Source organism: Pseudomonas sp. AE27 (assembly GCF_037113495.1).
Classification (GTDB): Bacteria; Pseudomonadota; Gammaproteobacteria; order Pseudomonadales; family Pseudomonadaceae; genus Aquipseudomonas; species Aquipseudomonas palmensis.
On record NZ_CP146966.1, the window covers coordinates 1,076,075 to 1,090,435 of the forward strand.

A 14,361-nucleotide genomic window follows, 5' to 3' on the forward strand; every position below is an offset into this window, starting at 1 on the left:
GGCCCTTGCGCCGGCGCAATCCGTTCCTGCCGGGTGGTTCGCCACCCAACGGGTTCAACTGGCCTGCGCCAGATAGTCCCGCAGCCGATCCTGCAGATACCACACACCTTCAGCGTGTTTCAGGTAATCGCTGATCGGCATCATCTGCCAGTACTGGCCTTCGTCGCCAAATTCGATGGCATCGATTTCCCCCTGCGTGATGTGCCCCACCAGAAACCAGGACTCCCAGCCGGGTCTGGCCAGGCTGGGGTAGTTGCGGCGCCATTCGATGCGTTCGGGGGGCAGGCGCAGGGCGAACTCTTCGTCCAGCTCGCGCAGCGCGCATTCGACCGGGGTCTCATCACCTTCGCGCCCCCCGCCGGCAAAGTCCCAGCAGCCGGGGAAGGGGATGGTGCTTTTCACGTCGCGCTTGTAGGTCAGCAGGTGGTCGTGGAACAGCAGGGCGAGTTTGGCACCGCAGAAGGGTTTGAGGGGCATGGAGACTGGCCTCTGGCAGGACGGGGCGTTAGGCACCGGGCCGATATTTATACGACGGTTCTGCAGGTTGCGCGGCGTTTTTTGTGGTGTGGGCTGCCGGGCAGCTGCTGGTCACACAGGCATGCGCCGCCGACGGGTATAACTGAACCCGGGAATAAGGATATGCTGTTTCGAAATATTACAAATTGGTGAGGGCAGAATGCCGTTAAAGGACCTGTTGCTGGCGCTGGTGGTGATCGTCGCCTGGGGCCTGAATTTCGTGGTGATCAAGGTCGGCCTCGACGGCCTGCCGCCCATGCTGCTGGGTGGCCTGCGCTTCGTGCTGGTGCTGTTTCCAGCGATCTTCTTCATCAAGCGCCCGCAACTGCCGTGGCGCTGGCTGCTGGCCTACGGCACCACCATCTCGCTGGGCCAGTTCGCCTTTCTGTTCGAGGCCATGGGCAACGGCATGCCGCCGGGCCTGGCGTCGCTGGTGCTGCAGTCGCAGGCCTTCTTCACGCTGTTCTTTGCCGCGATGTTTCTCGGTGAGCGGCTGCGCGCCGCCAGCCTGCTGGGGCTGCTGGTGGCCGCCGGGGGCCTGGCGCTGATCGGCAGCGAGAACGGCAGCCACGTGCCATTTTTGGCGCTGGTGCTGACCCTGTGCGCCGCCGCATGCTGGGCCATGGGCAACATCATCACGCGCCGCTTCGGCAACATCGACCTGGTGGCGCTGGTGATCTGGGGCGCGCTGATCCCGCCGTTGCCATTCTTCGCCCTGTCGTGGTGGCTCGAAGGGCCGGCGCTGATCGAAAGCTCGCTGCGCGGCATCGGCCTGAACTCGATCCTGGCCCTGGCGTACTTGGCCTTCATCGCCACCATGCTCGGCTACAGCCTGTGGAGCGGCCTGCTGTCGCGCTACCCGGCGGGCAAGGTCGCACCGTTTTCGCTGCTGGTGCCAGTGGTGGGGCTGAGCTCCTCGGCGTTGCTGCTGGGTGAACGCCTGAGTACCCTGCAATGCTGGGGTGGGGTGCTGGTGATGGTGGGGTTGCTGATCAACGTGTTCGGCTCGCGCCTGCGTCAACGCCTGCGGGCCGCGCTGAGCTGAGGCCCCAGGGCGGCGGTGGAACGATCCGCCGCGCACGCCGCTCCAATTCCAGACCCTCGCCGACCAAGGTCCGACCATGAATTCACCTCGATCCACCACGCCCCATGCCGGCCCGGCCGGCATGGTCAAGGTGCGCGGCGCGCGCGAACACAACCTGAAGAACGTGGATGTGGACATCCCTCGCGATGCGCTGGTGGTGTTCACCGGCGTGTCCGGCTCGGGCAAGTCGTCGCTGGCGTTCTCGACCCTGTATGCCGAGGCCCAGCGCCGCTATTTCGAGTCGGTGGCGCCCTATGCGCGACGCCTGATCGACCAGGTCGGGGTGCCGGATGTGGACGCCATCGAAGGCCTGCCACCGGCGGTGGCCCTGCAACAGCAGCGCGGCACCCCCAGCGCGCGCTCCTCGGTGGGCAGCGTGACCACGCTGTCGAGCCTGATCCGCATGCTCTATTCGCGCGCCGGCAGTTACCCGGACGGCCAGCCGATGCTGTATGCCGAGGACTTCTCGCCCAATACGCCCCAGGGCGCATGCCCCGAGTGCCACGGCCTGGGCCGGGTCTACGAGGTGGACGAGGCCTCGATGGTGCCCGACCCGTCGCTGACCATCCGCGAGCGTGCGGTGGCCTCGTGGCCGCTGGCGTGGCAGGGCCAGAACCAGCGCGACATCCTCGTGACCCTGGGCTATGACGTCGACATTCCGTGGCGCGACCTGCCCCAGCAGCAGCGCGACTGGATCCTGTTCACCGAGGAAACCCCCACCGTGCCGGTGTATGCCGGCATGACCCCGGCCCAGACCCGCGACGCCCTCAAGCGCAAGCTCGAACCCAGCTATCAGGGCACCTTCAGCGGCGCGCGGCGCTATGTGCTGCACACCTTCACCCATTCGCAGAGCGCGCTGATGCGCAAGCGCGTCAGCCAGTTCATGCGGGCCAGCGCCTGCCCGTTGTGCGCGGGCAAGCGGCTCAAGCGCGAGGCCCTGACCGTGACCTTCGCCGGGCTGGACATTGCCGAGCTGGCGCAGTTGCCCTTGCTGCAGCTGGCCGAGGTGCTCAAGCCGGTGGCCAGCGCCACCTATGTCGAGCATGGCGACGAGCAGGGTGCGGTGCTGACCCACGCGCAAACCCGTGACGCCCGCCAGCAGCGCGCGGCCAGGGGCGACAACGCCCATGCCGGCGGCCCGGATGTGCGCCACACACCCAACCTCTCGCTGGAAAAACGCCTGGCCGCGCAGCGCATCGCCCAGGACCTGCTCGAACGGGTGGCCACCCTGATCGACCTGGGCCTGGGTTACCTGGCCCTGGAGCGCAGCACGCCGACCCTGTCCTCGGGCGAGCTGCAGCGCCTGCGCCTGGCCACCCAGCTCAACTCGCAGCTGTTCGGGGTGATCTATGTACTGGACGAACCCTCGGCCGGCCTGCACCCGGCCGATGGCGAGGCGCTGTACGAGGCCCTGCTGCGCCTCAAGGCCGCGGGCAATTCGGTGTTCGTGGTCGAGCACGACCTGGACACCATGCGCCGCGCCGACTGGCTGGTGGACGTGGGCCCGGCGGCGGGCGAGCAGGGCGGCCAGGTGCTGTACAGCGGGCCCCCGGCCGGGTTGGCCGAGGTCGAGGCCTCGCAGACCCGCAACTACCTGTTCGGCGCCCAGGCCGCCGTGCCGCGCACCCCGCGTGAACCCGGCGGCTGGCTGGGCCTGGAGGGCGTGACGCGCAACAACCTGCACAACCTCGATGCGGCCTTCCCCCTTGGGTGCTTCACGGCCGTCACCGGGATTTCCGGCTCGGGCAAGTCCAGCCTGGTCAGCCAGGCGCTGCTGGAGCTGGTGGGCGCGCACCTGGGCCAGGCCACTGCGCCCAGCGAGCCCCAGGAGCAGAGCCTGGAGGATGACGTGGCGCAGGCCAGCGGCGGCCAGGTCACGGCGGGCCTGGAGCACATCCGCCGGCTGGTGCAGGTGGACCAGAAGCCCATCGGCCGTACCCCGCGCTCGAACCTTGCGACCTACACCGGCCTGTTCGACCACGTGCGCAAACTGTTCGCCGCCACCGATGCGGCCCGCGAACAGGGCTTCGATGCCGGGCGCTTCTCGTTCAACGTGGCCAAGGGCCGTTGCGAAACCTGCGAAGGCGAAGGCTTTGTCAGCGTCGAGCTGCTGTTCATGCCCAGCGTCTACGCACCGTGCCCCACCTGCCATGGCGCCCGCTACAACCCGCAGACCCTGGCGGTCACCTGGCAGGGCCTGAACATCGCCCAGGTGCTGCAACTGACGGTGACCCAGGCCCTGGCGGTGTTCGAGCAGCAGCCGGCGGTGCAGCGTGCCCTGGCGGTGCTGCACGAAATCGGGCTGGGCTACCTGCGCCTGGGCCAGCCGGCCACCGAGCTGTCGGGCGGTGAGGCGCAGCGCATCAAGCTGGCCACCGAACTGCAGCGCATGGCCCGCGGGGCCACCCTGTATGTGCTCGACGAACCCACCAACGGCCTGCATCCGCAGGATATCGACCGGCTGATGCTGCAGCTGGGGCGCCTGGTGGATGCCGGGCATACGGTGATCGTGGTGGAGCACGACATGCGCGTGGTGGCCCAGAGCGACTGGGTGATCGACATCGGCCCGGGGGCGGGGGACCAGGGCGGCACGCTGGTGGCCTGCGGCACGCCGCAGCAGGTGGCGGCCAGTGCGCACAGCCGTACCGCGCCGTTTCTGGCCCGGGCCCTGGGCTGAGGCGGCTCAGGCGTCGAGGCTGCGCCGAACCTTGTCCAGCAGTTCGTGGATCTGGAACGGCTTGGTGACGATGTCCATGCGCTCGCCGAGAAAATGCTGCCGGTCGATGGCGTTCTCGGCGTAGCCGGTCATGAACAGCACCGGCAGGCTCGGGCGCAGCATGCGCGCGACATTGGCCAGCTCGCGCCCGTTCATGTGCGGCAGGCCCACGTCGCTGAGCAGCAGGGCGATGCTCGGGTCGGCATGCAGTTTCTGCAGGGCGCTTTCGACGTCCGGCGCCGGGGTGCAGCGGTAACCGGCATCGGTCAGCACCTCGCAGACGAAACTGCGCACCACCGACATGTCCTCGACCACCAGCACATGCTCGCCGGCGGTACTGATCACGGTGTCGGGTGTGGGTTCGGTGATGCTCAACAGCGGGCTCTGGCTGGCCGGCAGCAGCAGCGTCACTTCGGTGCCGCGCCCGCCGGTGCTGCGGATGTGCACGTCGCCGGCCGACTGGCGGGCGAAGCCGTAGATGGTCGACAGCCCCAGCCCGGTGCCCTGGCCGATGGGCTTGGTGGTGAAGAACGGGTCGAAGACCTTGCCGATCACCTCGGGGGCGATGCCGCTGCCGTCGTCGCGCACCGACAATGCCACGTAGGCGCCATCGGCCAGCTTGAGGTCGTCCTGGGTGTGCGCCGCGTAGGTGCTGATCCAGATGTTGCCACCCTGGGGCAGCGCGTCGCGCGCGTTGATCACCAGGTTGAGCACGGCGTTCTCCAGCTGGATCGGGTCTACCAGGGCCACGCTGAGGTGCTCGCTCAGGTTCAGGTGCAGGCTGATGTGTTCGCCGATGGTGCGTCGCAGCAGTTCCTCCAGCGAGCGGATGTGCTGGTTGATGTCGGCCGGGCGGGGGTCCAGCGGTTGCTGGCGGGCAAAGGCGAGCAGGCGGTGGGTCAGGGTGGCGGCCCCCATGGCGGCGCCCAGTGCAGCGTCGGCGTAGGACTGCACCTTGTCGACGCGGCCCTGCTCGATGCGTTTCTTGATCAGCTCCAGGCTTGTGATGATGCCTGTGAGCATGTTGTTGAAGTCATGGGCGATGCCGCCGGTAAGCTTGCCCAGTGCGTCCATCTTCTGCACCTGCAGCAACTGCGCCTCTGTACGGGCGCGCTCGGCCACTTCCTGGGCCAGCAGGGTGGTCGCGCTGTCCAGTTCGGCGCGCTGGGTGCGTTCGCGGTGGCGCTGTTCGGTCACGTCCTCGACGAAGATCAGGCTCGACTCGCCGCTGCGGTAGGGCGACACCTGCCACTGGGTCTCGCGCAGTTGGCCGTTGACGCGCATGTGCAGCAGGCCCTTCCAGCGGTCCCGGGTGCCGAGCCTGCGCAGCAGTTCGTCGATCACCGGCTGCTGGTCGTCGGCAAAGCACTCGACCAGGGTGTCGGGGCTCAGATTGTCCTGGATCAGCTGGGCGAACGCCTGGTTGCATTCGTGCACCTTGAGCCCGGTGCCCAGCAGCGCGATGGGCGCGGCGGTGCTGACGAAGATCTCGCGAAAGCGCGCCTCGCTCTCGCGCAGCGCCTGCTCGGTGTCGCGTACCCGCAGCAGCGTGCGCAGGGTGGCCAGCAACACCTCGGGGTCGACCGGGTGGATCAGGTAGGCGTCGGCCCCGGCGTCCAGCCCGGTGATGATGTCGCCGGTACCGATGGCAGCCGCCGATACGTGGATCACCGGCAGCAACGCGGTGGCCGGGGTGGCGCGCAGGATGCGCACGATATCGAAGCCGCTCATGTCCGGCAGGTGTACATCCAGGATCAGCGCGTCGTAGGTCTGGCTGGCAATCAGCTCCAGGCCCTCGCCACCGGTGCCGGCCTCGTCGATGCGGTAGCCATGGCACTCCAGGCGCCGGCGCAGGGCATAGCGGGTGACGATGTTGTCGTCGACGATCAGCAGGCGGATGTCAGGCTTCATCACCAGGCTCCTGGGCCAGCGCCAAGGGGATCACTACGTAGAAGGTCGAACCGACCCCGGGCGTACTCTCGACCCCGACCCGGCCACCCAGCAGCGCCGCGAAGCGCTTGCACAGCGACAGGCCCAGGCCGGTGCCGCGCAGGCGCTTCTGCAGCGGCGAGTCGATCTGTGCGAAGTCCTCGAACAGCGTGTCGTGCAGCTCGCCCGGGATGCCGATGCCGGTGTCGTGCACCGCAAAGCGGATCTGGCCGTCGTCTTCCAGTTGCGACGACACCCGCACTTCGCCGCGGGCGGTGAATTTCAGCGCGTTGGAAATGAAGTTGCGCAGGATCTGCGCCAGCTTCTTGTCGTCGCTGTACAGGCGCGGCAGGCCCTGGGGCTCTTCGAAGATCAGGTCGACCGCCGAGGCATCGACGATCGGCCGGAACATGCCGCGCAGGGCCGCGAACAGGTCGAGCATGTCGAACCAGGCCGGCGAGATGGTGATGCGCCCGGCCTCGATCTTGGCCAGGTCGAGCAGGTCGTCGACCATGTCGATCAGTTCGCGCGCCGAATTGCTGACGAAGGTCACCTGCTTGTGCTGCTCGGGGCTCAGCGGGCCGTCCAGCTCGTCGCTGAGCAGGCGGGCGATGCTCAGGATCGAGCCCAGCGGCGTGCGAAACTCGTGGCTCATGTACGACAGGAAGCGGCTCTTGAGGTCCGAGGCCTGGCGCAGTTGCTCGGCCTGGATATCCAGCTCGGCATACAGGGCCAGCACGCCCTGGTTGGTCTCTTCGAGTTCGGCGCGCAGGGCGTCGCCCTCTTCACGCAGCCGCGCGATCAGCGCCTGCGCCTCGGTGTCGGCAAGGGTAGGGGAATCAGCCACTTAGGGTCTCCAGGGCAACAACCAGCACGGTGACATCATCGCGGCCTCGGCAGAAGTCGCGATGCAGCACGGCGGCGATCAGTGCCGGGTGCTGTTGCATGAGGCCAGGATACTGCTGCAGGTCCCAGCGCGATTGCAGCCCGTCGCTGTAGAGCACCAGCAGGTTGGCATGCACATCAGCATAGTCAAAGGGGCGCACGCGACGGAATTGCCCGCCGACGATACCCGGGTGCGAGGCCAGGCCACGACTGCTACCGGGTGCGAGCAGGTGCGCGCCGATGTTGCCGACGCCGCTGAAACGCAGCGCGCCGTTGTCGTACTGGGCGAAGGCCGCGGCGCCGCCACGTGTGCCCTGCATGTTGACGTGCATCGCCTCGAGCACCTGCGCGGGGTCGGCGAACGGGGCCTGGGCAAAGGCCTGGGTGCCGGCGTGGGCGGCCCGTTCGGCGAGCTCGCCGTGGCCCAGCCCGTCGACCACCAGGGCACTGATGCGTTGGCCGTCGTAGGCCAGGTACCAGGCATCGCCACAGGCCGGGTCGTGATGCAGGCTGTGCTGGCTGGCGCCCCAGCGCAGGTCGCAGGCCGCGCTGCTGCGCGGGTACAGGCGCGCCAGCACGGCGGCGCCACGGCTGTCGGCGTACACATCGAACACATCGGCCAGGCGCTTGATCGCGCCCAGGCCGATGCCCTGGGTACCACCGGTGGAGAACCCGTCGGCCAGGCAGTGGTGCAGGTCGAAGCCTGCACCACGGTCGATGGCGATCAGTTCCAGCCCGCTGTAGCGGCTGTTGGGCAGCACCCGCAGGTGCAGTTCACCGCGCCCGGCATGCTTGAGCAGGTTGCTCGCAAGCTCGGTGGCCAGCAGCGCGGCGCGCCCGGCGTCGGTGGCATCGAAACCCTGCTGTTCGGCCAGGCGTTGCACGCAGCGCCGGGCATGACCGACCTGGCTCTCGTCTTCTATCGGCAGCACCTGGGTCAGGCTGCCCAGGATACTCAGGCCCATCGCAGAATCGTCACGCGCGTGCCGGCCCCGGGGGCGGTATCCAGTTCGAACTCGTCCACCAGGCGCTTGGCCCCGGTCAGGCCCAGGCCCAGGCCGCCGCCGCTGGTCCAGCCATCGGTCATGGCCAGCTTGATGTCGGGGATGCCCGGCCCTTCGTCGCGAAAGGTCAGGCGCAGGCCCTTGCGATGGTCCTTCTCGACCACCTGCCAGTCCATGTGGCCACCGCCGCCATACACCACGGCGTTGCGGGCCAGCTCGCTGACCGCCGTGACCAGCTTGGTCAGGTTGATCAGGCTCATGCCGCAGCCCTGGGCCAGGGTGCGCGCCAGTTGCCGTGCACGTACCACATCCTGCTCCAGCAGGATGGGCTGGGTGCCGCTTTGCTCGGCGCTCATTGCGGTGCAGCCGAGTTGTTGAGCAGGCGCATGCCGCGCTCGGCGTTGAGCGCGGTACGCACGCCGGGCAGGGTCAGGCCCAGTTCGACCAGGGTGATCGCCACGGCCGGCTGCATGCCCACCAGCACGGTCTGCGTGTCCATGATGCGCGACACCCCGGAGATGGTGCCGATCATGCGGCCGATGAAGGAGTCGACCATGTCCAGCGCCGAGATGTCGATCAGCACGCCTTTGGCCGAGGTCGCGCTGATGCGCTCGGACAGGTCGTCCTGCAGGGTCATGGCCAGCTGGTCATGCATGTCGACCTGGATGGTCACCAGCAGGAATTCGCCGATTTGCAGAATCGGGATGCGCTCCATGGCTTCAGCCCGCCTTGGCGACGGACAGGCCCAGGCGATGCAGGGCCAGCTTCAGGGCGTCGGCCAGGTTGGCCTTGGTCACCACGCCCTGCAGGTCCAGGCCCAGGTGCACGATGGTCTGGGCGATCTGCGGGCGTACACCGCTGATGATGCAGTCGGCGCCCATCAGGCGGATGGCGGTCACGGTCTTGAGCAGGTGCTGGGCCACCAGGGTATCGACGGTGGGCACACCGGTGATGTCGATGATGGCGATTTCAGAGCCGGTGTCGACGATGCGCTGCAGCAGCGATTCCATCACCACCTGGGTGCGTTGCGAGTCCAGGGTGCCGATCATCGGCAGTGCCAGTACGCCGTCCCACAGCTTGACCACCGGGGTGGACAGCTCCAGCAGTTCTTCCTGCTGGCGCTTGATCACCGCCTCGCGGGATTTCTGGAAGGTGCGGATGGTGTGCAGGCCCAGGGCATCGAGCAGTTCGGACACCTGCAGCAGCTGGTTGGCCAGTTGCGCCGGCTGCTCGCTGTACTCGCGCTGCAGCAGGGCGAACAGCGGGCCCTTGAGGGAGAAGATGAAGGTGGCAGTCTGCTGCGAGTCCTGGCCGAGCAGGGCGCGGCTATGGGAGAGCTTTTCCAGGAACAGGCGCACCTCGTCCCAGGCACCGGCGTTGAGGTTGCTGGCATCGCCGTTCTGCAGGCCGGCGTGCAGCAGGTCGAGAAACTCTTCGGTCTGGCGCTTGAGGTCGTCGGCCTTGAGGTTGCGCGTGGCACCCGACGCGTCCAGCCCGGCCAGCCATTCGGCTACCAGGGAGGCCTGGTGGGTGCGGATGGCGGTGAGGGTGACAGGTTGCAGTGCAGCCATTTGGACAAGCTCCTGAGCAGGGTAGGTAAGGCACATGCGCATCTGAGTGTGCAGGCCTGATTCTAGTTCGATATTGCCTTCATCAAATTTTCTGCAGGCCCTCAGCTCCCGCTGGCGGGGCGCGGTTGCAGCATCGGGTCGTAGGGGTTGAGCTGGCGCAGCGACTCGAGCAGGGCATTGGCTGTGTCCACCTGCCGGGCCTGTTGCAGATAATGCATCAAGGCCAGCCGAACATCACGGTTAAACGGTTGTTGTTGCAGGCTGCTCCACAGTTGTTGCATTGCCGGCTCGCGCTGCCCCTGATCGTGCAGGGCCACCGCCAGCACATACCCGTAGCCGGCGTTCTGCGGGGCCAGCTGCACGGTTGCGCTTCTGACAGGAGCCAGCCTTGCCAGCGAGGCAGGGCGGCGAAAGTGCGGGTTTGTTACCATCGCGTTCTTTTGGGTCGGGGCATGTCCCGACAACGCACAGGAGTACGCAATGATCCTCACCACCACTGGCACTGTCGAAGGGCGCGAAGTCGCGGCCTACCTGGATGTAGTCAGCGCCGAATCGGTGCAGGGCATCAACGTGGTACGCGACATCTTCACCAGCTTTCGCGACTTTTTCGGCGGCCGTTCGCAAACCCTGGAAAGCGCCCTGAAAGAGGCGCGCATCCAGGCCACCGACGAAATCCGCCAGCGCGCCCGCAGCCTGCAGGCCGATGCAGTGATCGGCCTGGATTACGAAATCAGCATGCCGTCGGCCCGTGGCGGCATGGTGGTGGTGTTCGTCACCGGCACCGCGGTCAAACTCAGGTAGCCATAGGCCACTGGTCGGGTGCGACAATAAGTGACCAGGCAGTCTTCAAATGTCCGGCTAGTCTCTGAAAGCAACAGGTCACTATTTCCTAGGCATTCATCTGCGTGCCGGTAGTGATCCACAGCAGGGGAGCCGGGTATGAAGGAATCGTATTTCGAAGACGATGGTGACGAGTTTCCCATCAACAGCCAGGTGCGTTGCGGGCAAGCAGCGTTCCAGCTGGGGTTTGCCAACATGACCCTGGAAGACGCGCCGGTACGTGTGCGCTCCACGGTGCCACCGCGCAGCGAGCGCCGCCGGTTTCTGCCGGGCCTGCGCAAGAAGTAGCCACGACGCCGAAGAGGCCCCGCCATCCAGCCTGTGCTGCGGTGTGTGGGGCTTTTTCATGCGGGTTGTAGGCTATTTCGCAAACAGACGACCGGTACGCTGAATCTGCCGTTTTATGCGGCTTTCTTGACCTCGCTCAATGGGGCGACGGCTGTCGCTAGCCCCCTTGGCGGTTGTATGCCTTACTGTCGGTTCGAACGAACAAGGAGCAGTGCGATGCGCATCAGGGAAGAGACTTATTGGGCGTGGGCCGACTCTCAGCTGCACAGCCGCAGCCATGACGAAGAACTCAGCGATGGCACCAGCATCGACGTGCAGGTGCGGTTGTCGCGCACCGGGGCCACGCAGATGTTCCTGGGGGTGTACGGGCGCCGGGGCAAGGCGCTGTTCGAGGAGTACTACCCCTCGTGCCCGGGTGAAACCATGAGCCGTGCGCTGGTGCGCGGTGTGGACCGGGCCCGGGCGTTGGCCACCGACGCCGTGCCGATGGAGCACCCGCGGTTTCGTCGTCAGGCCTGATGCCTGCGGTTACGCCCTGTCGTGGCGCACAGGGAATGTGCGCAGACGGTGGGGCGAGCCAGAGCCGCGATGAGGCGATAAGGCACGCATGAAAAAGGCGACCCGAAGGTCGCCTTTTTCAATTCGCCTGGCTCAGCACAGCCGGTCGATCACCTTCACGTCCTGGCGCTCGCGGATGGCGGGCCATTCCTGTTGCAGGGTCTCCAGCACCTTGGCGACAAACGCGGTGTCTGCCGCTGCCTTCTTACCGACGTAGCCCTTGCCACGGCGGAACATCCTGAAACGGGCGCGCATTTCACGCTTCGCATCGATCGCCTCTTCGACAGTGTGCGGCGGCATCTTGTCGATGTGCACGTCACCTGTGGCACTGACCCACAGCAGGTGGTCATCGAGGCTGTCCTTGCGGGCAGCGAACAGCTGAGCCAATTGGTCGATGGTGGGTTGGTTGTTCAAGTTGATCATAAAGCCCCCTATTACCTATTCGTCGTTGGTGAGTTCAAACCTGCGCTACTTCATGTAGCGATCTACCAAGGCTGCTACAGCAGCGTCGCAACAGGGGCTTTCTTCACTCTGCCTTTTGGACAGTCCCTCTCCACGGACAGCCCGAAACCGCTCGAACTGTCTGGAACACCCTTTGCCAGCGCTCCCGATCAGGGAGACGGCCTCATCATGCAAGGGGCAACGAATGCCGTCAATAGGTTTTGTAGTGATTTTTTTTATTCACTACAAATGACCGGTCAGTCTTTTTCGAGCTTACGGGTCGCCGCGCCACAGGCTGTTGGAATGTCCTACAAAGCGCTCTGGTCAGGGCGTCTTGGCCATGTATTGACCCGGGTCAGCGCGTACCGGCCAGGCGCTGGGGATGATAGGGGCCTGTTTTGTTGCCAAAGAAGTCCTGCCCATGAGTACCCCCGCCAATCCTCCCGCAGCGCCTGGCGCTCAACCCCTGTTGCCCGTGGGCCTGCTGCTGGGCATCGTCGCGCTGGTCGGCGTGCTGCTGTTGCCGCTGCCGGCCGACCTGCCGGTGGCCGGTCACCGCGTGCTGGCGATCCTGGCCTTTGCGGTGGTGATCTGGATCACCGAGGCGGTGTCGTACGAAGCCAGTGCGATCATGATCACCTCGCTGCTGGCATTTTTGCTGGGCACCGCACCGACCCTTGCCGACCCGTCGGTGATCTACGGCTCGTCGGCAGCCGTGAGCATGGCCCTGACGGGCTTTGCCAACCCGGCATTGGCACTGGTGGTGGGGGCCCTGTTCATTGCGGCGGCGATGACCCACACCGGGCTGGACCGGCGCATCGCGCTGGTCACGCTCAACCGGGTGGGCGTGAGCACCCGACGCATTCTGCTGGGGGCGATGGTGGTGATCATCCTGCTCAGCCTGGTGGTGCCCAGTGCCACGGCGCGCAGTGCCTGCGTGGTGCCGATCATGATGGGCGTGATCGCCGCGTTCGGCGTGAACAAGCGCTCCAATATCGCCGCCGGCATCATGATCATCGTGGCCCAGGGCACCAGCATCTGGAACATCGGTATCCAGACCGCTGCCGCGCAGAACCTGCTGACGGTCGGCTTCATGGACAGGATGCTCGGTGCACGGGTGTCATGGATCGACTGGCTGATCGCCGGGGCGCCGTGGGCGTTGATCATGTCGGTGGTGCTGATCGTGCTGGTGCTCAGGATGCTGCCCCCCGAGAGCGACAGCATTCCCGGCGGCAAGGCGGCGGTAGCCGAGCAGTTGCAGGCGCTGGGGCCGATGAGCGGGGCGCAGAAGCGTCTGCTGGGGGTGTCGCTGCTGTTGCTGCTGGCCTGGGCCACTGAGGGCAAGCTGCATCACTTCGACACCACCTCGACCACCTACGCCGGGTTGGTGCTGCTGTTGCTGCCGCGCTTCGGGGTGATGACCTGGAAGGATGTGCAGGCGCGTATTCCGTGGGGCACGGTGATCGTGTTCGGCGTCGGCATCAGCCTGGGCACCACCCTGTTGACCACCCAGGCCGGGCAATGGCTGGGCGGGCAGGTGGTGGCCAATACCGGGCTGGATCAATTGGGCACGCTGGGGGTGTTCTCGATTCTGGCGGCGTTTCTGATCGTGATCCACCTGGGCTTTGCCAGTGCCACGGCGCTGACCTCAGCGCTGCTGCCGATACTGATCGCGGTGCTGCAGACCTTGCCGGGGGATTTCAGCCGCCTGGGCATGACCATGGTGCTGGGGTTTGTGGTCAGCTACGGGTTCATCCTGCCGATCAACGCACCGCAGAACATGGTGTGCCTGGGTACCGAAACCTTCAACGCGCGGCAGTTTGCCAAGGTCGGGATCGTGGTGACGCTGGTGGGGTACGGGTTGATGCTGGTGTTCGCCGCAACATGGTGGCACTGGCTGGGCTGGATGTAGAAGGGCCGTTGCAAGCGGCAAGCGGCAAGCGAGGCCGAGCCAGCTTGCCGCTTGCAGCGATGCTCATCAGAAGTTCGCCGGGGTGTTGGCGCTGATGATCTCGGCTTCGTCCTGGCCGATGTTCTTGAAGCTGTGGGGCAGAGTGGTGGGGAAGTAGTAGCCGTCGCCGGAGTTCAGCACGCTGACCTGGCCGTCTACCCGCAACTCGATGGTGCCACGGGTCACCAGGCCGCATTCCTCGCCCTCGGTGTGCACGATCGGCTCTTCGCCGGAGTCGGCGCCCGGCGCATACAGCTCGCGCAGCATGCGCATCTGCCGACCTTCGACACTGGCGCCGACCAGCAGCATGCGCAAGCCACCACTGCCCAGGTCGGGCTGCTCGTTGGCGCGGAACACGAAGCGTTCTTCGCGCGGCGGTTCATCGAAACTGAAGAACTCCGCCAACGACATCGGGATGCCTTCCAGCAGCTTTTTCAACGAGCTCACCGATGGGCTGACGCGGTTCTGCTCGATCTGTGAAATCGTCGAGTTGGTCAGGCCGCTGCGCCTGGCCAGCTCCCGTTGCGAGAGCTTGGTGCGTTCACGTACCAGTTTGAGTCGTGTCCCCGTGTCCATAG

At 66.2% G+C, this 14,361-nt stretch carries 16 protein-coding genes; 6 read left to right on the forward strand and 10 right to left on the reverse strand.

Features of this window, described 5'->3' with window-relative positions; genetic code table 11:
• Positions 1-54 precede the first annotated feature (54 nt).
• Positions 55-477, reverse strand: coding sequence for an NUDIX hydrolase (locus tag V9K84_RS05080; RefSeq protein ID WP_043861197.1), 423 nt, complete (start codon positions 475-477; stop codon positions 55-57).
• A gap of 199 nt (positions 478-676) precedes the next feature.
• On the opposite strand from V9K84_RS05080, the gene V9K84_RS05085 reads away from it, so the two are divergent.
• Together V9K84_RS05085 and V9K84_RS05090 are read left to right on the forward strand one after the other, a co-directional pair.
• The gene (locus V9K84_RS05085) at positions 677-1,561 is read left to right on the forward strand and encodes an EamA family transporter (RefSeq protein WP_054915147.1); all 885 of its coding nucleotides are present in this window, start codon (positions 677-679) and stop codon (positions 1,559-1,561) included.
• 76 nt (positions 1,562-1,637) lie between these two features.
• Positions 1,638-4,277, forward strand: coding sequence for an excinuclease ABC subunit UvrA (locus V9K84_RS05090; protein ID WP_088515186.1), 2,640 nt, complete (start codon positions 1,638-1,640; stop codon positions 4,275-4,277).
• Between the two features lie 6 nt (positions 4,278-4,283).
• On the opposite strand, the gene V9K84_RS05095 is transcribed toward V9K84_RS05090, so the two are convergent.
• The 7 genes from V9K84_RS05095 to V9K84_RS05125 all read right to left on the reverse strand — a co-directional run bounded on the left by V9K84_RS05095 (position 4,284) and on the right by V9K84_RS05125 (position 10,067).
• Positions 4,284-6,227, reverse strand: coding sequence for a response regulator (locus V9K84_RS05095; protein ID WP_088515185.1), 1,944 nt, complete (start codon positions 6,225-6,227; stop codon positions 4,284-4,286).
• Positions 6,217-7,092: an ATP-binding protein gene (locus V9K84_RS05100; protein ID WP_088515184.1), complete on the reverse strand. Its 876-nt coding sequence runs from the start codon at positions 7,090-7,092 to the stop codon at positions 6,217-6,219. Before V9K84_RS05100 ends, V9K84_RS05095 begins: the two co-directional genes overlap by 11 nt.
• The gene (locus V9K84_RS05105) at positions 7,085-8,095 is read right to left on the reverse strand and encodes an ATP-binding protein (protein WP_178075075.1); all 1,011 of its coding nucleotides are present in this window, start codon (positions 8,093-8,095) and stop codon (positions 7,085-7,087) included. The genes V9K84_RS05100 and V9K84_RS05105 overlap by 8 nt, the downstream gene beginning before the upstream one ends.
• Positions 8,086-8,490, reverse strand: coding sequence for an anti-sigma regulatory factor (locus V9K84_RS05110; RefSeq protein ID WP_043861202.1), 405 nt, complete (start codon positions 8,488-8,490; stop codon positions 8,086-8,088). Before V9K84_RS05110 ends, V9K84_RS05105 begins: the two co-directional genes overlap by 10 nt.
• On the reverse strand, positions 8,487-8,849 hold the full coding sequence (locus V9K84_RS05115) for an STAS domain-containing protein (protein WP_043861203.1): 363 nt from the start codon (positions 8,847-8,849) through the stop codon (positions 8,487-8,489). Before V9K84_RS05115 ends, V9K84_RS05110 begins: the two co-directional genes overlap by 4 nt.
• A 4-nt stretch (positions 8,850-8,853) precedes the next feature.
• The gene (locus V9K84_RS05120; protein WP_054915144.1) at positions 8,854-9,705 is read right to left on the reverse strand and encodes an STAS domain-containing protein; all 852 of its coding nucleotides are present in this window, start codon (positions 9,703-9,705) and stop codon (positions 8,854-8,856) included.
• A gap of 101 nt (positions 9,706-9,806) precedes the next feature.
• Positions 9,807-10,067 carry a hypothetical protein gene (locus V9K84_RS05125; RefSeq protein ID WP_054915143.1) on the reverse strand — a complete coding sequence of 87 codons (261 nt, stop codon included), beginning with the start codon at positions 10,065-10,067 and terminating at the stop codon, positions 9,807-9,809.
• A 118-nt stretch (positions 10,068-10,185) separates the two neighbouring features.
• Between V9K84_RS05125 and V9K84_RS05130 the strand changes: the two genes are divergently transcribed.
• The 3 genes from V9K84_RS05130 (at position 10,186) to V9K84_RS05140 (ending at position 11,352) form a co-directional block, all read left to right on the forward strand.
• The gene (locus V9K84_RS05130) at positions 10,186-10,506 is read left to right on the forward strand and encodes a YbjQ family protein (protein WP_043859777.1); all 321 of its coding nucleotides are present in this window, start codon (positions 10,186-10,188) and stop codon (positions 10,504-10,506) included.
• A gap of 138 nt (positions 10,507-10,644) precedes the next feature.
• Positions 10,645-10,833, forward strand: a complete 189-nt coding sequence (locus V9K84_RS05135; RefSeq protein ID WP_043859776.1) for a hypothetical protein — start codon at positions 10,645-10,647, stop codon at positions 10,831-10,833.
• 216 nt (positions 10,834-11,049) lie between these two features.
• Complete coding sequence (locus V9K84_RS05140) at positions 11,050-11,352, forward strand: hypothetical protein (protein ID WP_043859775.1); 303 nt, start codon at positions 11,050-11,052, stop codon at positions 11,350-11,352.
• Positions 11,353-11,484: 132 nt separating this feature from the next.
• Here V9K84_RS05140 and V9K84_RS05145 read toward each other — a convergent pair whose 3' ends face one another.
• A complete protein-coding gene (locus V9K84_RS05145) occupies positions 11,485-11,814 on the reverse strand; it encodes a hypothetical protein (RefSeq protein WP_043859774.1) in 330 nt (109 codons plus the stop codon).
• Positions 11,815-12,253: 439 nt separating this feature from the next.
• Here V9K84_RS05145 and V9K84_RS05150 point away from each other — a divergent pair, with 439 nt between their 5' ends.
• The gene (locus V9K84_RS05150) at positions 12,254-13,744 is read left to right on the forward strand and encodes a DASS family sodium-coupled anion symporter (protein ID WP_088515183.1); all 1,491 of its coding nucleotides are present in this window, start codon (positions 12,254-12,256) and stop codon (positions 13,742-13,744) included.
• A gap of 66 nt (positions 13,745-13,810) precedes the next feature.
• Here the strand turns inward: V9K84_RS05150 and V9K84_RS05155 are convergent, their stop codons facing one another.
• A complete protein-coding gene (locus V9K84_RS05155) occupies positions 13,811-14,359 on the reverse strand; it encodes a cupin domain-containing protein (protein WP_043859772.1) in 549 nt (182 codons plus the stop codon).
• Between the last annotated feature and the right edge of the window lie 2 nt (positions 14,360-14,361).